The organism is Kushneria marisflavi (genome assembly GCF_002157205.1).
Taxonomy (GTDB): Bacteria; Pseudomonadota; Gammaproteobacteria; order Pseudomonadales; family Halomonadaceae; genus Kushneria; species Kushneria marisflavi.
In genome coordinates this window covers 1,993,557-2,014,892 of the sequence record NZ_CP021358.1, presented here as the reverse complement: position 1 = coordinate 2,014,892, position 21,336 = coordinate 1,993,557, and the positions used below count along the sequence as shown (strand labels likewise).

Annotated in this window: 19 protein-coding genes; 16 read left to right on the top strand and 3 right to left on the bottom strand. The window is 63.1% G+C overall.

The window, feature by feature from the left end; genetic code table 11:
* The first annotated feature begins 92 nt into the window (after positions 1–92).
* Complete coding sequence (gene norR, locus B9H00_RS09195; RefSeq protein ID WP_086900395.1) at positions 93–1,655, top strand: nitric oxide reductase transcriptional regulator NorR; 1,563 nt, start codon at positions 93–95, stop codon at positions 1,653–1,655.
* Positions 1,656–1,789: 134 nt separating this feature from the next.
* On the opposite strand, the gene B9H00_RS09190 is transcribed toward norR, so the two are convergent.
* The 3 genes from B9H00_RS09190 to B9H00_RS09180 form a co-directional block, all read right to left on the bottom strand.
* On the bottom strand, positions 1,790–2,218 hold the full coding sequence (locus B9H00_RS09190; protein ID WP_086900394.1) for an organic hydroperoxide resistance protein: 429 nt from the start codon (positions 2,216–2,218) through the stop codon (positions 1,790–1,792).
* Between the two features lie 65 nt (positions 2,219–2,283).
* Positions 2,284–2,745: a MarR family winged helix-turn-helix transcriptional regulator gene (locus tag B9H00_RS09185; protein WP_086900393.1), complete on the bottom strand. Its 462-nt coding sequence runs from the start codon at positions 2,743–2,745 to the stop codon at positions 2,284–2,286.
* A 204-nt stretch (positions 2,746–2,949) separates the two neighbouring features.
* Positions 2,950–3,783 (bottom strand): inositol monophosphatase family protein, encoded by an 834-nt coding sequence (locus tag B9H00_RS09180; protein WP_086900392.1) that lies wholly within the window; start codon positions 3,781–3,783, stop codon positions 2,950–2,952.
* A gap of 244 nt (positions 3,784–4,027) precedes the next feature.
* Between B9H00_RS09180 and B9H00_RS09175 the strand changes: the two genes are divergently transcribed.
* The 15 genes from B9H00_RS09175 to B9H00_RS09105 all read left to right on the top strand — a co-directional run bounded on the left by B9H00_RS09175 (position 4,028) and on the right by B9H00_RS09105 (position 21,278).
* The gene (locus B9H00_RS09175; RefSeq protein ID WP_086900391.1) at positions 4,028–5,161 is read left to right on the top strand and encodes an NADH:flavin oxidoreductase; all 1,134 of its coding nucleotides are present in this window, start codon (positions 4,028–4,030) and stop codon (positions 5,159–5,161) included.
* Positions 5,162–5,239: 78 nt separating this feature from the next.
* Positions 5,240–5,548, top strand: coding sequence for an ArsR/SmtB family transcription factor (locus B9H00_RS09170; RefSeq protein ID WP_211329619.1), 309 nt, complete (start codon positions 5,240–5,242; stop codon positions 5,546–5,548).
* 95 nt (positions 5,549–5,643) lie between these two features.
* The gene (locus tag B9H00_RS09165; protein ID WP_086900389.1) at positions 5,644–7,137 is read left to right on the top strand and encodes a Na+/H+ antiporter family protein; all 1,494 of its coding nucleotides are present in this window, start codon (positions 5,644–5,646) and stop codon (positions 7,135–7,137) included.
* Between the two features lie 144 nt (positions 7,138–7,281).
* On the top strand, positions 7,282–7,716 hold the full coding sequence (locus B9H00_RS09160; protein ID WP_086900388.1) for a MarR family winged helix-turn-helix transcriptional regulator: 435 nt from the start codon (positions 7,282–7,284) through the stop codon (positions 7,714–7,716).
* Positions 7,713–8,453: a siderophore-interacting protein gene (locus B9H00_RS09155; RefSeq protein WP_086900387.1), complete on the top strand. Its 741-nt coding sequence runs from the start codon at positions 7,713–7,715 to the stop codon at positions 8,451–8,453. Before B9H00_RS09160 ends, B9H00_RS09155 begins: the two co-directional genes overlap by 4 nt.
* 60 nt (positions 8,454–8,513) lie before the next feature.
* Entirely contained in the window at positions 8,514–9,596 is a 1,083-nt protein-coding gene (locus B9H00_RS09150; protein WP_086900386.1) for a hypothetical protein, read from the top strand.
* 61 nt (positions 9,597–9,657) lie between these two features.
* Positions 9,658–11,097 carry a DNA (cytosine-5-)-methyltransferase gene (gene dcm, locus B9H00_RS09145; protein ID WP_086900385.1) on the top strand — a complete coding sequence of 480 codons (1,440 nt, stop codon included), beginning with the start codon at positions 9,658–9,660 and terminating at the stop codon, positions 11,095–11,097.
* A gap of 159 nt (positions 11,098–11,256) precedes the next feature.
* Complete coding sequence (locus tag B9H00_RS09140; protein WP_086900384.1) at positions 11,257–12,144, top strand: GIY-YIG nuclease family protein; 888 nt, start codon at positions 11,257–11,259, stop codon at positions 12,142–12,144.
* 101 nt (positions 12,145–12,245) lie between these two features.
* Positions 12,246–12,917 (top strand): hypothetical protein, encoded by a 672-nt coding sequence (locus B9H00_RS09135; protein ID WP_086900383.1) that lies wholly within the window; start codon positions 12,246–12,248, stop codon positions 12,915–12,917.
* Between the two features lie 413 nt (positions 12,918–13,330).
* Positions 13,331–13,411 carry a K(+)-transporting ATPase subunit F gene (kdpF, locus tag B9H00_RS17215; protein WP_086900382.1) on the top strand — a complete coding sequence of 27 codons (81 nt, stop codon included), beginning with the start codon at positions 13,331–13,333 and terminating at the stop codon, positions 13,409–13,411.
* Positions 13,412–13,420: 9 nt separating this feature from the next.
* A complete protein-coding gene (gene kdpA / locus B9H00_RS09125) occupies positions 13,421–15,139 on the top strand; it encodes a potassium-transporting ATPase subunit KdpA (RefSeq protein WP_086900381.1) in 1,719 nt (572 codons plus the stop codon).
* 11 nt (positions 15,140–15,150) lie between these two features.
* Positions 15,151–17,226, top strand: a complete 2,076-nt coding sequence (gene kdpB, locus B9H00_RS09120) for a potassium-transporting ATPase subunit KdpB (protein ID WP_169713435.1) — start codon at positions 15,151–15,153, stop codon at positions 17,224–17,226.
* An 11-nt stretch (positions 17,227–17,237) separates the two neighbouring features.
* On the top strand, positions 17,238–17,843 hold the full coding sequence (gene kdpC, locus B9H00_RS09115; RefSeq protein WP_211329618.1) for a potassium-transporting ATPase subunit KdpC: 606 nt from the start codon (positions 17,238–17,240) through the stop codon (positions 17,841–17,843).
* Entirely contained in the window at positions 17,840–20,587 is a 2,748-nt protein-coding gene (locus B9H00_RS09110; RefSeq protein WP_086900379.1) for a sensor histidine kinase, read from the top strand. Before kdpC ends, B9H00_RS09110 begins: the two co-directional genes overlap by 4 nt.
* The gene (locus B9H00_RS09105) at positions 20,577–21,278 is read left to right on the top strand and encodes a response regulator (RefSeq protein WP_086900378.1); all 702 of its coding nucleotides are present in this window, start codon (positions 20,577–20,579) and stop codon (positions 21,276–21,278) included. Before B9H00_RS09110 ends, B9H00_RS09105 begins: the two co-directional genes overlap by 11 nt.
* The last annotated feature ends 58 nt before the right edge of the window (positions 21,279–21,336 follow it).

Below are 21,336 nucleotides of genomic sequence, written 5' to 3'. Positions count from 1 at the left end.
AAACGTTACGCTGGTATCAGAACAGAGGTCATGGTCATAATGACCTGAATGCACGATGTCAAAATGACCCATTGACGGGAAAAAGTGTCGATATGACCATCTTTTCAAGAGCGCTGCGGGATCTGCTGGCGGCCCTGAGTGACGGCAAGCGCTTTGATGCCCTGCATCCGCAATGGTCACGGCTGCTGGCCGCACTGGTCGGCAATTATCCGGCCGATGCCAGTACGTTGATGGTCAGCGTCGAAGGCGGGCTGCAACCGGTGGCCGTGCTGGGCATGGGCAGTGAGGTCTGCGGCCGGCGCTTCCAGCTGGAGGCCCACCCAAGACTTGCCGCCATCGCTGCCCACCCTCGGGTCTGTCGCTTTCCGCGTGACTGCACCCTGCCGGATCCCTTTGACGGCCTGCTTGATGCCGATCTGACCCATGTGCATGACTGCATGGGGGTGGCCCTGCGCGACGGCGACCGGCTTTTGGGCATGCTGACGCTGGATGCCCTGATTCCTCAGCAGATGGCCGGCATCGATGACGAGGAGCTGATGGCGGCTGCGGAGCTTTTGGCCACCTGTCTGCGCCTGACCGGGCAGCTCGAGGATACCCGCTCGCGGCTCAATCAGGTGCTGTCATCGGAACAGGGGACGTCGCTGCACTCGCCCGGCTGGCACAGTCCGGCCATGGCGCGTCTTCATGAAAGCATGGCGCTGGTGGCGCCCACCGATCTGAGCGTGCTGCTGCACGGTGAAACCGGCGTGGGAAAGGAGCATCTGACGCGCCATCTGCATGAGCGCTCGCGGCGCTGCAACGGCCCGCTGGTCCGGGTCAACTGTGCCACGCTGCCGGAGACGCTGATCGAAAGCGCGCTCTTTGGCCATCGACGTGGCGCCTTTTCCGGTGCCAGTCGCGATCATCGTGGTCATTTTGCCATGGCCGACGGGGGCACCCTGATGCTTGACGAGATCGGCGAGCTGCCACTATCCCAGCAGCCCCGGCTGTTGCGCGTACTGCAGGAAGGCGAGATTCAGCCGTTGGGCAGCGATCAGGCGATGAAGGTGGATGTGCGACTGATCGCCGTGACCAATCGCGATCTGGCTGAAGAAGTGGCTGCCGGTCGATTTCGTGAGGACCTGTATCACCGTCTGAGCGTTTTTCCCCTGCGCATTCCGCCGCTGCGCGAGCGCCGTGAGGATATTCTGCTGCTGGCCGGGCATTTTCTGGAAGACAACCGGGTGCGTCTGGGCCTGGCCAATCTGCGTCTGGACATTCGCGCCGAACAGGCGCTGCTGGCCTGGCACTGGCCCGGCAATGTGCGCGAGCTCGAACATACCCTGAGCCGTGCCGCCCTGCGGGCCATGGGTGAGGCGCGTCCTGACTCCCGTCGATCGGCCGTCGTTTGTATCGGGATCAAGCATCTGGATCTGCCGGTCGAAACCGGCTCGAGCGATGTCGAGCCTGCGGCGGATCGCTTATCCACACCCGCTTGCCCGCAATCGGTTGTGGATAACATGCTTTCCCTGCGTGAGGCTACTGACACCTTCCAGCGCCACCACATCGAACAGGTGCTGGCCGCACACGATCACAACTGGGCGGCCAGTGCCCGGGCGCTCGACATGGACAGCGCCAACCTGCACCGGCTCGGACGACGGCTGGGGCTTAAATAGGGAGTTTTCGATGGCGGGAAACGACAATGTTTCATGTGAAACATGTCGACGATCACACGTGATGTTGCAGCATGAAAACGCCCGCCTGTGAAACAGGCGGGCGTTTCTGGTTCAGGCGTTTTTGCGGACGCTGTTCAGACTTCGAGGTTCAGCGTCACGTCGATGTTGCCGCGGGTGGCGTTGGAATAGGGACACACCACATGAGCCTTTTCGACCAGATCATTGGCCTGGGCTTCATCCATGCCCGAGAGATGAATATTGAGTGCCACCTCGATGCCAAAACCGGTCGGAATCGGCCCGATGTCCACGTCGGCGCCGACCCAGGCGTTTTCCGGCAGGCTGACCTTCTCCTGAGCGGCCACATGCTTGAGCGCGCCCAGGAAACAGGCCGAATAGCCGGCGGCAAAAAGCTGCTCCGGGTTGGTGCCATCCCCGCCCTTGCCGCCCAGCGCCTTCGGCGTGCTCAAGGCGACATCGAGTCTTTCATCGGAGGAAACGGCGCGGCCTTCACGGCCACCGGTGACCTGGGCGCTGGCGCGGTAGAGTACCTTTTCGATCGACATGCTGATATTTCCTGTGTTCAATATGCGCTATTGGATAGCGCACGATATAAATGGATAAAAAAGGGTCAGATACGATCCAGATTTTGCTTTAAAGCGTTGAGCTGATCGCGCAACGCCTTCATTTCCGATGTTGAGCAGCCCGAGGCGCGTTCAACTTCCGCGGGCAGCGTGCGGGCCTTTTCACGCAGGGCACTGCCCCGGTCGGTCAGCGACACCTCGACCTGGCGTTCGTCTTCACGGGTACGCTGACGCCTGACCAGCTCGGCGCTTTCCAGGCGCTTGAGCAGTGGTGTGAGCGTGGCGGAATCCAGAGACAGTCGCTCGCCAATGCTTGAAACGGTCAGATGGTCCTTTTGCCACAGCACCTGCATGACCAGATACTGGGGATAGGTCAGCTCCAGCTGCTTGAGAAGCCGTCGGTAAAGCTTGCTCATGGAAAGCTGTGTGGCATAGAGCGCAAAGCAGAGCTGCGATTCCAGTGCCAGCAAGTCTCCGTCCTGCTCGAAATTGTCGTTGTGATCAGTCATGACTGTAACTTATATAGTGCACGATTTAATGGCCAGCTATTTAAAACTATCAGTATCATAGCGCCGGCTACAAAGGTGGAATGAATATGAGGAAAAACCGTGTCAGTGTCCATCGTGATCGCTGCAGGTCATCACGGACAATCACCCGGATCAGTCATGGGGCGCCGGCGCGTCACCAGAGGCGCGCCGGGCGGGAGAGGCAGATCAGTCGATCAAAAAGTCGAACTTTTCGCGCAGGGCTTCCCAGCTGTCCTTCGAGTTGGCCGCGATCATGCGGCCCTGATGGATCGTGGGGTTATACGGTGTGCCGTCGAGCAGCGCGGCGTAACCGCCGGCTTCCTGAACGACCATGATGCCGGCGGCGTGATCCCAGGGCATCAGCTTGGCGGTGAGCATGAAATCCACAAAGCCGAAGGCCATGGTGCGGTATTCGTGACAGGCGCAGCCAAAGGACATCATGCGGTCAAAGTCAGGGAAAAGTCCGGCCAGATCGTACTGGGTCTCCTTCGGGAAGCGGCGAATGGAGGTGGAGCCGGTCATGTTGGAAAGCTTCGAGGTGCTGGACATGTGCAGGCGCCGCTGCGTGCCGTCCGGGCGGCCATACCAGGCGCCCTCCCCCTTGCGGGCCATGACCCAGTCATCGACCAGTGGATCATACAGCAGACCGAAAACGGTCTCGCCGCGGCTGACCACGGCCAGGATCACGCCGAACTGATTGAGATTGCGGGCAAAGTTCCAGGTGCCATCGATCGGGTCGATGATGACAGCCATCTCGGCGTCGCGAATGGTGTCCAGAAGCGTTGCGTCTTCGGCCACGGCCTCCTCGCCCACGATGGTGGCCTCCGGAAAGGCCCTGGCGACCCCCTGGGTGATCACCTTCTCGGCCCCCTTGTCGGCAATGGTGACCAGATCATCCGGACCGCTTTTGGTGTCGATGGTGTCGGGATCGAGCATGCGAAAGCGCGGTAGAATTTCGGTTTTCGCGGCGTGGCGAACAATGTCGATAAGCGTCTTGGTGGCAGCCTGATCCAGGGTCATGACGGGGCTCCTTGGTAAAGGGACAGTGGGGTGTTCAACCGTTGCAGTGACAGACGCGTTGGTAACACGGGTTGCTTATAGCATGGCGTTCATCCGGGGCGATCACCAGCACCAATGGCGGACAGCATGCCGATCACATGCCCCGCGACCCTGTGTCGCTCCCTGCAGGCGAGCAGGGGATTGTCACGCTATGGTCGCTCTGTTTAAATATATTGGTATATTTCTATATCAGTAGGTGAAAGACATGAAGACCTCTGCACAAACGCTGGCCGCTCCGCTGTTTGAACCCCTCTCGCTGGGCCCGGTGACCATTCCCAACCGTATTGTCATGGCCCCCATGACGCGCAACCAGTCGCCGGGCGGCGTGCCGGGTGATGACGTCGCGGCCTACTACAAGAGCCGCGCCGAAGGCGGCGTGGGCCTGATCATCACCGAAGGCACATATATCGATCATCCCGGTGCCAACGGCTACCCGAATGTGCCGGCGTTTCACGGTGAAGCAGCGCTGGCCGGCTGGCAGAAGGTCGTCGAGGGCGTTCACGCTGCCGGCGGCAAGATCGTGCCGCAGCTGTGGCACGTGGGCCGCGAGCGTCGTCCGGGGGTTGAGCCGGACGCCAGCGTGCCGGGCTTTGGTCCGATGTCGATCGTTGAAGACGGCGTGGAAGTCGTCAAGGCGATGACCGAGCAGGACATCCAGGACGTGGTGGCCTCCTTTGCCCGCGCGGCGCGCGATGCCAAAGCGATCGGCTTTGACGGTATCGAGCTGCACGGCGCCCACGGCTACCTGATCGACCAGTTCTTCTGGCCCGAGAGCAATCAGCGTACTGACGAGTACGGCGGCAGCGTCGAGAACCGGCTGCGTTTTGCGCGCTTGATCGTGCGCGCCGTGCGTGACGCGGTCGGCCCGGACTTCCCGATCATCTTCCGCTTCTCGCAGTGGAAGCTGTCTGACTACGAGGCAATCATCGCCGAGACCCCCGAGGCCCTGGGCGAGCTGCTCAAGCCGCTGGCCGAGGACGGCGTGGACATCTTCCATGCCAGCACGCGCCGCGTATGGGAGCCGGGCTTTGAAGGCAGCACCAAAACGCTGGCGACCTGGACGCGTGAGCTGACCGGCTGCCCGGTCATTGCCGTGGGCAGTGTGGGTCTGGACAAGACCTTCCGCACCGGGCACTTCACCCGTGAGGAAGACCCGACCTCCAAAAGCCGGGTCAACGTCGAGGAGCTGGCCATGTGGCGCGCCCGCAATGATTTCGATCTGATCGCCATCGGCCGGGCCCTGCTGTCCGACCCGCAGTGGGCGAACAAGGTCCGTGACGGCCGCCTCGATGAGCTACACGACTTCGATACCAGCGCACTGGATACTCTGGTTCGCTGAGTCGCACCGGCCGGGCTGCCTCGGCAGTCCGGCCGTGAGCGCGTATACTGATCCGGCCTCCAACGCCTGGCTCTGATCATGGATATCAATACGGTTTTAAGCGCACTGGCCAACCCGGTGCGTCTGGACATTGTGTGCTGGCTCAAGGAGCCGGAACGCCATTTCCCGCCTCAGAAAGAGATGGCCCCGCCCGGGGGCATCTGTGTCAGCCATATTCGCGAGAAGACCGGACTTTCCCAGCCGACCACCTCGCTATACCTGTCGACCCTGTCACGCGCCGGCCTTGTCTCGTCACAGCGCATGGGCCAGTGGACCTATTACCGCTACGAACACGACGTGGCCGAGGCCTTTCTGAGCGCGCTTGGTGAGCGGCTGTTGAACCGCTGACAGGGGCGAAGAACGCAGCGTCATCACGCCTGCATTGATATGATCGCGCCACGCCCGATCGGGCGGACAACAATAACCGTTCACAAGGCAGGATCATGTCCCCAACCCTTTCTCTCGACGCGTCCTCTGGTCGGGACCGCTTCGCCCGCCGTCGCGTGTTGCCGGTGCTGGCCCTTCTGGCCGTGCTCTACCTGGTCGCGCAGGCCGTGGGCTATCACATCAATGCCGTGGTGCTCACGATCGTGTTGATGGTGACGTTGTGTCTTTTGCAGATTCCGGTGGCCATTGCCCTGATTGCGGCGGCGCTGCTCGGCGGGCTTCATGCGGGGCTGTCGGTGGAGGCTTCACTGGCGGCATTCAATGACAATCTGCTGGTGGGCGCGCAGGTCGGGCTGACCTACGTCATGATCGGTGCCCTGGCGGTGGCGCTGGGGCGCAGCGGCCTGCTGGAACTGCTGGCTTCGAGGCTTTCCACCGCACTGGACAGCAACACGAAGAGCACGGATCGCCGCATCAGGGCGCTGCTGTTTGGGATCCTGATCATTGCCTCGCTGCTGTCGCAGAATCTGGTGCCGGTGCACATCGCCTTCATCCCGATTCTGATTCCGCCGCTTTTGGGCCTCATGAACCGGCTGCGGCTGGACCGGCGCGCCATCGCCTGCCTGCTGGCCTGCGCCATGAGTGCGACCTACCTGCTGCTGCCCACCGGCTTTGGCGCGATCTATCTCAACGAGATCCTGCTGGCCAACGTCAACCAGGTGGGTGAACCGCTGGGTTTGACTGCCACGGCGGCCATGGCGCCAAGGGCGATGTTCCTGCCCGTCATGGGCATTCTTGCCGGCATGCTGGTGGCGGTGCTGGTCACCTATCGCCGCCCGCGCGACTATGTATCTTCAACGTCTGACACGCCCGTCCTGCAGGCCTCCAGCGCCGCGACACCCCAGTCACCAGCGCAGGCCCCGGTGACGCTCAACATCGGGCAGCTGGTGATGACGATGATCGCGCTGGCCGTGGCACTGTGGTGTCAGATTGCCTTTGATTCGCTGCTGCTGGGCGCCCTGATCGGCTTCATGATCATCAGCGTGACCGGCATTTTCCGCTGGCGCGAGCAGGATGACGTCTTCACCCAGGGGCTTCGCATGATGGCGCAGATCGCGGTCATCATTACCGTGGCCTCGGGCTTTGCCGGCGTACTGAGCGCCACGGGCGAGATCGCCCCGCTGGTCAGTGCTGCTGCTGACATGATTGGCGACAACCGGGCGCTCGGGGCGGCGATCATGCTGATGGTGGGGCTTTTCATCACCATCGGCTTCGGAGATTCCTTTGCCAGCGTGCCAATTCTGGCACCGATCTACATTCCGCTCTCGCTGGCGCTGGGGTTTTCGCCGCTGGCCACCGTGGCCCTGCTGGGCGCCTCGGCCGCGCTTGGCGATGCCGGTTCACCGGCCTCCACCATTACGCTCGGCGCCACTGCCGGACTCAACGCCGACGGCCAGCATGATCACATCAGAGACAGCGTGATCCCGACCTTTCTGCACGCCAATCTCGGCATGCTGCTGTTGGCCTGGGTGGCCGCGATGGTGCTGTAGCCGGTAGCGAATTCTGCCGTCTCATTCAGAACGCCCGGCCCGATCAGGCGTGGGCGTTCTGCGTTATGCCTGACTATATGGTTGACAATATCAACCATATGGTGGATCGTATCGAGAATCATTTTCATTTCAGGTCGTGACGTCATGTCTTCTGCCGGCAACGCCCTCTTCGGGCTTTTGCACGCCTACAAACGTGTCCTGCGCGAGCGCTACATGGCGGCCGGCATTACCCTGCCGCTGTCGCATCTGCGCGTGCTTGGCGAGATCGGCCGCCATGAGGGCGTGATGGCCCGCGAAATCGCCGCAGCGCTGTTGCAGGACAAGGGCCTGATCACCCGGGTCACCCGCGAGCTTGAGCGCGAGGGCCTGATCGAGCGCCACCCGCACCCCACCGATAGCCGTGCTGCGCATCTTGCCTTGAGCGCGAACGGCCGGGCGCTGCGCGAGCGGATTAAAACCATTGAAAAAGCGTGCGATGCGCAGATGGTGGCCGCCTTGAGCGCTGATCAGGCCGATGCCTTCATCGACACCGTCAACGCCATGACCGAACAGCTCGATCGCGAACAGGAGACCCCATGAGCCGCCCCGCCCCCCGCCGTTTTACCGTACTCGACAAGACCCTCATCACCCCGCACATGCTGCGCGTGACGCTGGGCGGTGAGGGCATGGCGACCTTTCCCGACGACCAGGCCGGCACCTACATCAAGCTGATGTTCACCCGCGATGACGGCACGCCCTTCATGCGCACCTACACCGTGCGCGCCCAGCGAATCGATGCCATCGATGTGGATGTTGTGCTCCACGAGGACGGCGGCCCGGCGGCGCAGTGGGCTGAGCGCGCTGCCCCCGGTGACATCATCGAGATTGGCGGCCCCGGTCCGCGCAAGCGCGTCGATGCCAGCGCCGACTGGTTCCTGCTGGCCGGTGACATGACCGCCCTGCCGGCCATCAGCGACAACCTGGAACACCTGCCCGCACACGCCCGCGGCCACGCGGTGATCGAGGTTTTGAGCGAGGCCGACATTCAGCCGCTTGCCGCGCCCGAGGGTATCGAACTGCACTGGGTGATCAATGAACATCCGGGTGACGACAGCGACGTACTGCCTGACACGGTGCGGGCGATCGACTGGGAAGATGGCCGCCCGGCGGTGTGGGCGGCGTGCGAGTTCTCTGCCATGCGCAAGCTGCGCCACTACTTCAAGGCCGAGCGCGAGGTGGCCAAGGGCGATCTCTATGTGTCGAGCTACTGGAAGCTGGGCCTGAACGAGGAGCGCCACAAGAGCGCCAAGCGGGAGGACGCCGAGCAGAGCGGGTGATTACAGTGAGCGCGATATCTGCCGTCAATACATTAGGAATAATGTATAAGGCGCATCGACATGGCACTGCTGACGCCGCTGGGACGGCTCAACGAGATCGACATCGACTGTCCGAACACGCAGATGAGGCTGCTGTCGATGGACAAGCACCGCCTGCTGGAAGGGCTGGTGGTGGAGGCGCTGGTCGAGGGCATTCTTGCAAGGCTTGAGGCTCACGGGACGATGATCCTGCCCCTGTCACTGGTACGGGCCGGCCGTCGCGGCAGACAGATCGCCTGGTGGCTCTGGGCGCATCAGCCGGCAGGAGAGATCGATGCGGTGTTCGATGCGCTGTCGGGCCGTCATCCGCGCGCCGTGGTGCGCTGTCGCTACGACCGGGCATTACAAGACTTTCTGATTGACGGCTATGGCGGATATAACGGCGTCGCGTTACAGGCCTTTCTGGGGCAGCTCTGTCAAAAACGCGAACTCGAGTTTCGCCGTCCCGACCCGGACGTGTGCGAAACCCTGCGCACCACCCGGGCCTTCTGGCGCATGACCGAGTGCCGGGTCGGCATCGACATGTTTCACGACATCGTGCTCCACCGGCTCTACAAGAACTGCGCGCTGGCCCCCTTTCTTGACTGGCTGTGGGATATCGACACGATCCTGCAACTGCCCAACGGGCAGCAGATACAGCTCGAGATCAAGCACAAGTACCCGTATCAGGGCCGGGGCGGGCTGTGTTTTGGCATTAACAAGGGGCAGGTGATGACCATGCAGGCCCTGGCCGAGAGCGGCATCGACACCTTCCACGTCATTCTGGTCAAGCCCTGGTGGGATCGGGAGACCGGGCCGGGGTATCTCACCCAGGACCATGCCCATCAGGACCGCGTGCTGCTGATCGGTCACTATCTGGACCGTGATGGCCTCAAGCGCCTGAGTCGCGAGGCAGACGGCGCCAGTGGCAGGTCGGAGTCGCTTTACGGACGCCGGGCTCAGGCCCACAAGGCCATCGCCGCTGCGCGGTTCGTGGTGCTGGGCACGCTGGCCGATTCAGCCGAAACCCTGGCCCGCAACCTGTTGGCCGGCGCCCTGCGACAGCCGCTGCCGCGCCTTACCGATGAATGCCTGAGAAAACACCGCCGAGGCCCTGGAGACTAGCCATCGCTTCCCCCTACAATGGCCTGCCACCCTGCCTGATCAGACTGACCCGCGAGTGCCCATGACGCTGTCTTCATCAGAACCGTTTTCACCGGACCTGCTGCCCCCGGAGCTCGAGACCGAACGTGCCCCCGTGGGGGCCTGCCCCTATGACGTGCTGGACGATGCGGCGCTGCTGGCTCGGGTACTGGAGATCTTTGATCGTGGCGCGGTAGCCGAAAAGCTCTCCGGGGTGAGCGCTCACTGGTCGCGCGAGGCGCTGACGCGCCATCTCAAGGCGGCCGAGCCATCCCCTCTCAGTGACGCCGAGCGACGGGTGCTGATCACCCTGCTGCCGGCACCGCCGTCTCATCAGCATCAGGCGGCATTCACCTTCATTGATCTGTTCGCCGGCATCGGCGGTATTCGTCAGGGGTTCGAGGCCGTCGGCGGTGAGTGTGTGTTCACTTCCGAGTGGAACAAGTACGCGGTACGCACCTACAAGGCGAACCACTACTGCGACCCGCAGACCCACCGCTTCAACGAAGACATCCGCGATGTGACGCTCTCCGCCCGCGACGACGTCGATGAAGAGACGGCCTACGCCCACATCCGTAAGCAGATCCCCGAGCACGACGTGCTGCTGGCGGGCTTTCCGTGTCAGCCCTTCTCGCTGGCCGGCGTCTCCAAGAAAAACGCGCTGGGGCGCAAGCACGGCTTCGAGTGCGACGCCCAAGGCACGCTCTTTTTCGACGTGGCGCGCATCATTGCCGCGCGAAGACCTGCGGCGTTCGTGCTGGAAAACGTCAAGAACCTCAAGAGCCACGACCAGGGCAAGACCTTTCGCGTGATTTGCGAAGCACTCGATGAGCTGGGCTATGACGTCGCCGACGCAGACGCCCCGAAGGGCCGAGACCCCAAGGTGATCGACGCTCGCCACTTCGTGCCCCAGCATCGCGAGCGCATCGTACTGGTCGGCTTCCGCCGCGATTTAAACGTGCATGAGGGCTTCACCCTGCGCGATATAGACGCGCACTTCCCCGCCCAAAAGCCCACCTTCGGCGAGCTGCTGGATAAGGAGGTCGATGCAAAGTACGTACTTACACCCAAGCTTTGGAACTACCTCTACCAGTACGCCCGCAAGCACAAGGAAAAAGGCAACGGCTTCGGCTTTGGTCTGACCCGGGCCGAGGACACCGCCCGCACGCTGTCCGCGCGCTATCACAAGGACGGCTCGGAGATTCTCGTCGACCGCGGTTTCAACGAGGCGCTGGCCTTTGATGCTCCTGACAACCTGACCAATCGCCCGCGGCGCCTGACACCGCAGGAATGCGCACGTCTGATGGGCTTTGATGCCCCCGGCGAGCGGCGCTTCGTGATTCCGGTCTCCGACACCCAGGCCTATCGCCAGTTCGGCAACTCGGTGGTCGTGCCGGTGTTTCAGGCCGTGGCGGAGATGATGAAGCCCAGGGTGATAGAGGCGAAGGGGAAAAGCGCTGAGGCGGTTTCAGCAGGAAGTTAAAATAACGCGTCGCCTTATTTTAATTTGACCCCAAAAATGAAATAGCGGCGTTGGCTCGGATGGCTGCTGAGGTTAGCGATTCTGGCGCATACCAGTATTCTATCTATTTGCTATCAAATCGACGGACATCCTGATAGCTATTAACGTTTTGGAGACCGCATGACGGTACCACAGGCCCGCCCGACCTCCATCCGCATCTTCCTTGCCGACGGCACTCCGGAGGGGCTACGAATCGTGGAGAAGTCCAATTGGACCGGCCGTGCGGTGGTGGCTAATCGCTCTCAGTTTGAACGGGCGCTAACGCGCAGTGAAATGGCCCAGCCGGGAGTGTATGTGCTCACAGGGCTGACGGAAGAAGGCGCCGCCAAACTTTATGTAGGAGAGGCCGATGCGCTCGGTGAGCGTATCAAGCAGCATGTAGCGGGTAAGGAGTTCTGGACGCGAGCCATCGCCTTTACCAGCACCAATGAAGGCTTGAACAAGGCCAATGTACGCTATCTGGAAGCGCGCCTGCTGGCCCTGGCGAAAGCCGCGAATCAGTGGGCGGTAGAGAATACCGCTTACCCTGCGCCACCGCCGCTTAATGAAGCCGACATTGCTGACGCCGAGTGGTTTCTGGCCGAGATGCTGGTGATCTTTCCGCTGTTGGGGATTGATGCTTTTGAGTCCGCCAGCAGTCAGGCTGATGCCACGTCCGTTGAGTCGGTCGAGCCACCGTTGACGCTTCATCTTAATGAGCGAGGCGCAAAAGGCACTGGCAAAGAAATCACGGGCGGCTTCGTAGTGTTGAAGGGCTCTTTAGCACGCGCTGAAGAGACGGCCTCTATTCACGAATACATGCGCGAGCAGCGTCAGATGCTGAAAGCTCGTGGGGTACTGGCGCTGCATGAAGGCCAGCTGGTATTCACGCAGGATTTCCGATTTTCCTCACCCTCGACCGCTGCCGGCGTATTGGTGGGAGGGGCATCAAACGGACGGACAGCCTGGAAGGATGCCAGTGGCAAGACATTGAAAGCACTTCAAGATGCACGGCTGGCAACGCTATAAAGAATAACCGGTTATGGGCGTTAATTTGTCTTCATCCCTAGAAAGCTCAGCGAATTGCTTTGACTCCGCTAGGCGATTAATTAGGTGCAGGCCAAATGTCCATGTCCGAATATCATCACCATCTTCAAGTGTTCGATAACGCGTTCAATCAGTTACCTCATTACAGCGCTTACCCCCTCATGCGCCCTTTCGTAGGTCGCGGTTATGGCCAGCATGGGCCGAAAATTCTATTGGTCGCGGAAAGCCATTACCTGCCGCTCGAAAGCTCTCTTCATCTAAATGCCCAGCGCTGGTATGACGGCTCCGAGAAGGATCTTGACGACACTGACAAGCCTTGCTGGATACACACTCGCAAAATTATCGATAAAAAAGACGGTAAATGGACTGCGAAGGGCCATGAAATCTACCGGCGTTTGAATCGGGCATTGAGTGAGGCGGGATATTCAGGAGACGGTAATCTGTTCAGATATGTCGCATTCATGAACGGTTTTCAGCGGCCAGCGGTAACCGGAGAGAGTCTTGAGGTTCAAGGAGAGGATATAGAAGTCGCCACGCAGACCATCAATGGTGTGATCGATATTATTGAGCCGGAATGCGTGATTTTCGTCTCCACGAAAGCGAAAAGGTACTTGGCTAAACATCTCGACATTGAGTCAGAAGGAGTGCCTCACCCGGCTTGCGCCTGGTGGTATAGACCCACAAAACATGGCACGGGCAAAGAGCGCTTCATTAACGTGTTGTCTGGCCTCTACTCTGGTGTAGAAGCTGATTGATATCGATCAGAATGAACTTGATTGTCAGGGTGGGCAGCGAAAGGTAAGGGAGGACTAAGAGGAGGAGTCAAAGCTTTGCCGTGATCACTCTTCCATCCTCCAAATAGCGAAAAACCCCGGTGCAACTCACCGAGGTTATAACGCCGACCGGGTACTCCCAATCCATTTTTGAGATTGAACATTGCGGGTTCTGAAGTCAATGACTGCTCAGGCAGATACCGGCTGCTGAATCCGCTGCTTTCAACTCACCCAAACATGTCCCACATCAGATTATTCCCATCTGCCTTCTGAACGCTTCTCCCCTCTCTTCCCCCCCATTTTTACGCCCTTTTTACGCGCCAGCCCTGAAATCGATCTCGATATTTTACGCCCCCTGACCGCACGCTGAGCCTGTCCTTCAAGGAGTCAAGGCGATGCAGATGGTTCTGCTGGTGCTGTCGTTGTGTGTCGGTTTCTACCTGTTGGTGGCCCTTCTCTGGCCCGAGCGCTTTTAAGGAGCTTCCATGAACGAGGTCATACTCTGCTATGCGCTGGTCCTCGGGCTGGCCTTTCCGCTCGGCATCTACATGGCCCGGGCGCTGGATGATGAACGCGAAAGCCGGATCGACCGATTCTTTCGGCCCGTTGAGTCGATGATCTACCGCCTGGCGGGCGTGGATGCCACGCGCTCGATGCGCTGGCCGGCCTACGCACTCGCCGTGGTGATGCTGCATCTGTTGCTGATCATACTGGCCTGGGGCGTGTTCATGGCCCAGGGGGTGCTGCCGCTCAATCCTGACGGTATTGCCGGCATGTCCTGGGATACGGCGCTGCATACGGCGGTGTCGTTTGCCACCAATACCAATCAGCAGCACTACTCGGGCCAGGCGCAGCTCTCCTACCTGAGCCAGACGTTGGCCATCGTGACGCTGCAGTTCATCACCCCGGCCACGGGCCTGGCGGTGCTGCTGGCGATCGCGCGGGTGCTGTTGAAGAAAAGGGCGGCGCCTGTCGCGGAGGCGGTGGGTCAGGATGTCGGGGTGGGCAACTACTACCGCGATCTGGTCCGCACGCTGGTGCGTATCCTGCTGCCGCTGGCCGTGGTGGTGGCGCTGTTGCTGACCTGGCAGGGTGTGCCGAGTACGTATCAGGGCGCGCAGACCGTGCAGCCGCTGGAGCAATCGGTGGCCACCACCCAGCAGATCCCGGTTGGCCCGGTCGCCTCAATGGTGGCGATCAAGCAGCTGGGCACCAACGGCGGCGGCTGGTATGGCCCCAATTCGACCGTACCGCTGGAAAACCCCACGCCCCTGTCCAACATCATCGAAACCGTCTCGCTGCTGCTGATTCCGGTGGCGCTGCTGGTGGCCATGGCGGTGTTCACCGGGCGGCGGCGGCGTCTGATGATGGGCATCGGTGGGGTCATGCTGGCCTTCTCGCTGATCTCGACCTCGGTGCTGATCGCCTCGGAGCGTCTGCCCAACGCGGCGTTTGAAGGGCTGGCTGCGGTGGGCAGCGCCAACCTGGAGGGCAAGGAGCTGCGCTTTGGCCCCGAGATGTCGGCGCTGTGGGCAAGCTGGACCACCCAGACCTCCAACGGTTCGGTCAACGCCATGCACGACAGCCTCAACCCGATGGGCGGGATGGTCACGCTGATGGACATGTTCATCAACGTCACCTTCGGCGGCATCGGCGTGGGGCTGATCGGCTATCTGCTCTATCTGATGCTGGCGGCCTTTATCGGCTCGCTGATGATCGGCCGGGCGCCGGAGCTGATGGGCCGGGCGCTGGAGACCCGCGAGATGCGCTGGATCTCGCTGGCCATTCTGGCCCAGCCGCTGGTGATTTTAGGGCTGACGGCGCTGACGGTGGCCGTGCCCGGGCTGGCCGGCACTTCCAACCCGTCCTTCCACGGGCTCTCCCAGGTGCTTTACGAGTACACCTCCGCCTTTGCCAACAACGGCTCGGGTTTTGAGGGGCTCGGCGATGGCACGCCCTGGTGGAACCTGACCTGCGTGGTGGCCCTTCTGATCGGGCGCTTTGTACCGATGCTGGTGCCGCTGGCGGTCGCTGCGTGGCTTGCCGGCAAGCGCATGGCGCCGGCCGGGCGCGGCACGCTTTCCATGGACAGCGGCGCCTTCGTGGGGCTGACCGCGGGCGTCATCGTGATCATCAATCTGCTGGGCTTTCTGCCGGTGCTGGTGCTCGGCCCGATCGCTGAACAGCTGACACTGGGTTACTAAGGAGCAGTCACATGTCTCAATCGATCCATGGTGAGCAGACCGCAGCGGATGTCTCTGATGCGAACGCGCCGGGCACGCACCGCCCCCATATGGCGACCCTGCTGCTGGAATCGCTCAAGCGGCTGAGCCCACGTTCGATGGCGCGCAACCCGGTGATGGCGGTGGTGGCCGTGGGCACGCTGGTCTGCGCGCTCTATACCGCGCTGGCGGTGCATGAGGGAGCGCCCTTTGGCTTTGCGCTGAGCGTGACCCTGGTGCTGCTGGCCACGGTGCTGTTTGCCAACGCTGCCGAGGCGCTGGCGGAGTCCCGCGGCAAGGCCCAGGCGGGCAGCCTGCGCGCCACCCGCAGCCAGCTCAGCGCGCGGCGGCTGGAGCATGACGGCAGTGAGGTGACGGTCAGCGCCGACACCCTGCGCCGCGGCGATCGGGTGCGGGTGATCGCCGATGAAATGATTCCGGCCGACGGTGAAATCATCAAGGGCGCGGGCTCGATCAACGAGTCGGCGGTGACCGGGGAGTCGGCCCCCGTGCTGCGTGAGGCGGGCACCGACAACAGCGGCGTCAGCGCCGGCACCCGGCTGCTCTCGGACGAGCTGATCATCGAGGTCAGCGTGGATCCGGGCGAGTCGCTGCTCGATCGCATGATTGCGCTGGTCGAAGGCGCCAGCCGGCAGAAAACGGCCAGCGAGCTGGCGCTGTCGGTGCTGATCACCACCCTGACGCTGGTGTTTCTGATCGTGGTGGTGACCCTCTCGCCGATGGCGACGTTTGTCGGCATCACCACCTCGCCGGTGATGCTGGTAGCCCTGCTGGTCTGTCTGATCCCGACCACCATTGGCGGGCTGCTGCCGGCCATCGGCATTGCCGGCATGTCCCGGGCGATGCGCGCCAACCTGGTGGCGAAGTCCGGCAAGGCGGTGGAGATTGCCGGCAGCATCGATACCCTGCTGCTCGACAAGACCGGCACCATTACGCTGGGGGATCGCCGGGCGACCGAGTTTGCGCCCTGCGAGCGCGTGAATGTCGAGCGTCTGCGCGAGGTGGCCTGTCGCTGCTCGCTGGAGGACCCCACGCCGGAAGGCCGCTCGATCGTGACGCTGGCGCGTGACCAGGGGTTTGATCAGCGCCTGGATCAGCAGCCCGATCAGGCCGGCGCCACGTTTATCCCCTTCTCGGCCGCCACGCGACTGTCCGGGGTAGACCTTGCCGATGGCACCCGGCTGCGCAAGGGCGCGCCCAATGCGATTGCCGAGTTTGTAAAGGATCACGGCGGCAGCGTGCCCGCCGGCTGGACGGCGCTGGTCTCCCGCATCGCCGCCCGCGGCGCCACACCGCTGGCGGTGGCCGACGGTGGGCGCCTGCTGGGGGTGATTGCGCTGTCGGATGTGATCAAGTCCGGCATGGCCGAGCGGTTTGCGCAGCTGCGCGAGATGGGCGTGAAAACGGTGATGATCACCGGCGACAACCCGGTGACCGCGGCCGCGATTGCCGCCGAGGCCGGGGTGGATGACTACGTGGCCGAGGCCACCCCCGAGCGCAAGCTCGCCATCATCCGCGAGGAGCAGGCCACCGGGCGGCTGGTGGCGATGATGGGCGATGGCACCAACGATGCTCCGGCGCTGGCGCAGGCCGATCTGGGGCTGGCGATGAACTCCGGCACCCAGGCCGCACGCGAGGCGGGCAACATGGTCGATCTCGACTCCGACCCCGGCAAGCTGCTGCAGGCCGTCGAGATCGGCAAGCAGCTGCTGATCACCCGCGGCGCGCTGACCACCTTTTCGCTGGCAAACGATGTGGCGAAGTATTTCGCCATCCTGCCGGCCATTTTCGTGGCCAGCGTGCCGGCGCTTGGGGCATTGAACGTGCTCGGGCTGCATTCACCGGAATCGGCGGTGCTGGCGGCGGTGATCTTCAATGCCCTGATCATTCCCGCCCTGATTCCGTTTGCGCTGCGCGGAGTGCGCTTCAGGGCCGACTCGGCCACTGCACTGCTGCGGCGCAATCTGCTGGTCTACGGCCTGGGTGGCCTGCTGCTGCCCTTCCCTGCCATCAAGCTGCTCGATGTGCTGCTTGCCGGTCTGCTTTAGGAGCTTTTGTCATGAACGATGCATGGATGATTCGCCCGGTTCTGCTCTCTTCGCTGCGCCTGATGGTCGTGCTGGCCGCGCTGCTGGGGCTTTTATATCCCTTCGTGACCACCACGCTGGGCGGTGCGCTGTTCCCCTTTCAGGCCGAGGGCAGCGTGCTGCATGATGCCCGGGGACAGGCGGTGGGGTCGGCGCTGGTGGGTCAGTCGTTTGAAGGCGCACAATACTTTCACGGCCGGCCCTCGGCGGTCGCCAATGACCCCATGAGTGTGGGCGGCTCCAACCTGGCCGCCGGCAATGGCGCCCTGCGCGAGCGGGCAGCGCAGGAGGCCGACCGGCTCGCGGCGCGGGATGGACTGGTGATCGGCGAGATTCCGGTGGATCTGCTGGCCGCGTCGGGTTCGGGGATCGATCCACACATTTCGCCAAAGGCGGCGCTCGTTCAGGTGGCGCGGGTCAGTCAGGCCCGGGGGCTGACGCCCGAGACGGTGAAACAGGCTGTCGAGGCGGCAACCGAATACAGGGGCCTTTTGGGCGAGCCGGCCGTTAACGTGCTGCGTTTGAATCTGGCACTGGCGGCCATGCCGTCTGCCGGGGTGACACAGGATGTGCGATGACCAGTACCATTGATGAGACGTCAACGCGTCCCGACCCGGATGCGCTGTTGACCACCGCGCGTCGCGAGGCGCGCGGTGGCCTTCGAATCTTTCTGGGGGCGGCGCCTGGCGTGGGCAAGACCTTTGCCATGCTGCGCACGGCCGGTGAACGCCTGGCCGAGGGTGAGGACATCGTACTCGGGGTCATCGAATCCCATGGCCGCGAGGAGACCGAGCGGCTGTGTGACGGCCTCGAGCGGCTGGCGCTGACCACGCGGACGCATCACGGCCAGCATTTTCGCGAATTTGACCTTGATGCGGCGCTGGCCCGCGCGCCGGCCGTGGTGCTGGTCGATGAACTGGCCCATCGCAATATTCCGGGCGGGCGTCATGCCCGGCGCTATCAGGATATCGAGGAGCTGCTGGACGCCGGCATCGATGTCTGGACCACCCTGAACGTGCAGCACATTGAAAGTCTCAACGACGCCGTGGCCCGCATTACCGGCATTCGCATGCGCGAGACCGTGCCGGACGCGCTGATCCAGCGGGCGCGCGACATCTCCCTGATCGATCTGACGCCCGATGAGCTGATTCAGCGGCTCAGGCAGGGCCGGGTCTACGTGCCCGAGCAGGCCCGTGCGGCGCTGGAAGGGTTTTTCAGCGTCACCAACCTGACGGCGCTGCGCGAGCTGGCCCTGCAGACCATGGCCGAGCGCATCGATGGGGATGTGCGCAATGTCATGGGCGCGCGGGGTGTCGCCGGCCCCTGGCCGGTGCGGCCCCGGATTCTGGTCGCGCTCTCGGGGCGGGCCGAGGATGCCACCCTGGTGCGGGCGGCGCATCGCATGGCCGAGCACCGCGGCGTGCGCTGGCGCGCCGTACACATCGATACCGGGCGGGCCTCACCGCTGGTGCGCCTGGAGCTTGAGCGCAGCGCGCAGCTGATCGAGCGGCTGGGGGGCGAGGTGGTGGTGCTGCCGGGCCAGCACCGCGTGGCGGAGCTTTTGGACTATGCCCGCCACCACAACATGACCACGCTGATGATCGGCCGGGGGCGGCCGCGTGGCTGGCGGTTCTGGCATCGCTCGCTGGGCCGGCGGCTGCTGCGGGAGGCGCGCGCGTTTGATCTGTTGATCGTGGGCGATGATCAACGCACCACACGTCCGCCTCGATTCAAACGCCCCCTGTCGCCCCTGCAGCGTCAGGAATGGCTGCACCCGATCCTCATCATCGGGGCAAGCCTGGGGCTGTCGCTGTTGATGGATCAGGTGCTGGCGCTGGCCAATCTGTCGCTGGTCTTTCTCACCGGCGTGCTGGTGACGGCGACCGTCAGCGGCACCCGGGCGGCCATGTTCAGTGCCGTGCTGGGGACGCTGCTCTACAACTTCTTTTTTACCGAGCCGCGGCTGAGCCTGGCCATGATCCAGCGCGATCAGCTCTTGACGGTCTTTTTCTTTTTCGTGGTGGCGATGATCGGCGGTCAGCTGGCAGGGCGTGCCCGGCGACAGCTGATCGCCCTGCGGGCCAGCCGGGATCAGACCCGGCGGCTGTTGCAGTTTTCCCGCGCGTTGGCCGCCGCGCCCGATCAGGACAGCGTGCGCGCCACCGGCGTGACCGCGCTGGCTGACTGGCTCGAGGTGCCGACCGTCTATCTGGCGCGGGATGCCGGTGATGAGACCCTGCAGGTGCTGGCCGCCCACCCGAGCGGAGTGGTGCTGGACAGCGTGGCCCGCCAGGCCGCCGACTGGACCTGGCATCATCAGCGTCCCAGCGGTCACGGTTCCCAGACGCTTTCCGGCCAGCGCTGGCGCTTTATTGCACTTATCGAGAAGTCGCGCATTCTGGGGGTGGTCGGGCTGGCGCTGGGGGATCAGCGTGCGCCGCCGCCGTATGATCAGGAGGTGCTGATCGACACCCTGGTCAGTCAGCTGGGCATGGCGCTGGCGCGGACCCGGCTGGTCAGCGATCTGGGCGCCGCCCGGCTGGCGGAGGAGAACGAGCGCCTGCGCTCGGCGCTGCTCTCCTCGGTCTCTCATGATCTGCGCACGCCGCTGGCCTCGATCATCGGTGCGGCCGGCGCGCTGCGCTCACTGGACGATCAGCTCTCGGTCCGGGACAAACAGGAGCTGCTGGATGGGGTGCTCAGCGAAAGCGAACGGCTGGATCGCTACATCCAGAACCTGCTGGACATGACGCGTCTGGGCCACGGCACGCTTAAAATCGAGCGGGACTGGGTGACGCTGGCGGACCTGGTCAATGCCGCCCTGGCGCGACTGAGCACCGCGTTGAACGATCTGACACTGGTGCGGGACTGGCCGGAGGATCTGCCGCTGCTCTATGTCCACCCGGCGCTTCTGGAGCAGGCGCTGGTCAACGTGATCGAAAATGCCATCCGCTTTTCGCCGACCGATGGGCGGATTGTCATCCGCGCCGTATATCAGGGCGATGCGCTGGTGATCCGGATCAGCGATGATGGCCCCGGGATTCCCGAAGCGCTGCGCGAGCAGGTCTTTGACATGTTCTTTACCGGCGGCGAGGGTGATCGCGGCCGCCACGGCAGCGGTCTGGGACTGGCCATTTGCCGCGGCATGGTCGGCGCCCATGGTGGCAGTATCAACGCCGAGGCGAACCCTGACGGCCGCGGCACCTGCATCGTGATCCATCTGCCGCTGGTGGACAGGCATGATCACGCCACCCCCGGCCCAGACGATGTCTCCATTGATCCGCGATCCTTCACTGACCAGAGACAAGCCCATGAGCGCTGAGCGCCCCTGCATTCTGATCGTTGATGACGAGTTCCAGATTCGCCGCTTTCTGCGCATCAGTCTGGCTTCTCAGGGCCATGACGTGATCGAGGCGGCGACCGGGGGTGAGGGGCTGGTGCGCGCCATCGGCGATCAGCCGGATCTGGTTCTGCTGGATCTCGGCCTGCCGGACATCGACGGGTTTGAGGTGCTTCAGGCGATTCGCTCGCAAAGTGGCGTGCCGGTCATGGTGGTATCGGTACGCGCCTCGGAGCGTGAAAAGGTCGCCTGTCTGGATGCCGGTGCCAGTGACTATGTGACCAAGCCCTTCGGCATTCAGGAGTTTCTCGCGCGCGTGCGTGCGGCGCTGCGTTCAAGGGGGGCCACCGTAGCGTCTGGCCCTGCTCGTCCGCTCAGCATCGGTGGGCTGTCCGTCGATCTGGAGACGCGGCGCATTACCCTGAACGATGAGCCGGTTCGGCTGACCCCGCGGGAGTTTTCGGTGCTGACACGGCTGGCCGAACACCCGGGACGGGTGATCACCCAGACCCAGCTGCTGCGCGAGATCTGGGGGCCGGTGCACGAGCGTGATACGCACTATCTGCGCATCGTGATCAGCCGGCTGCGCCAGAAGCTGGGGGATGACCCCGAGCAGCCCCGCCTGATTCAGACCGAGGCCGGCGTCGGCTATCGACTGTCGGCGCCGGACTAACGGTTGGCGCCTTCAAAAAAAGCGCCCCGAAGGGCGCTTTTTTCTCTGCGGTTTGTCT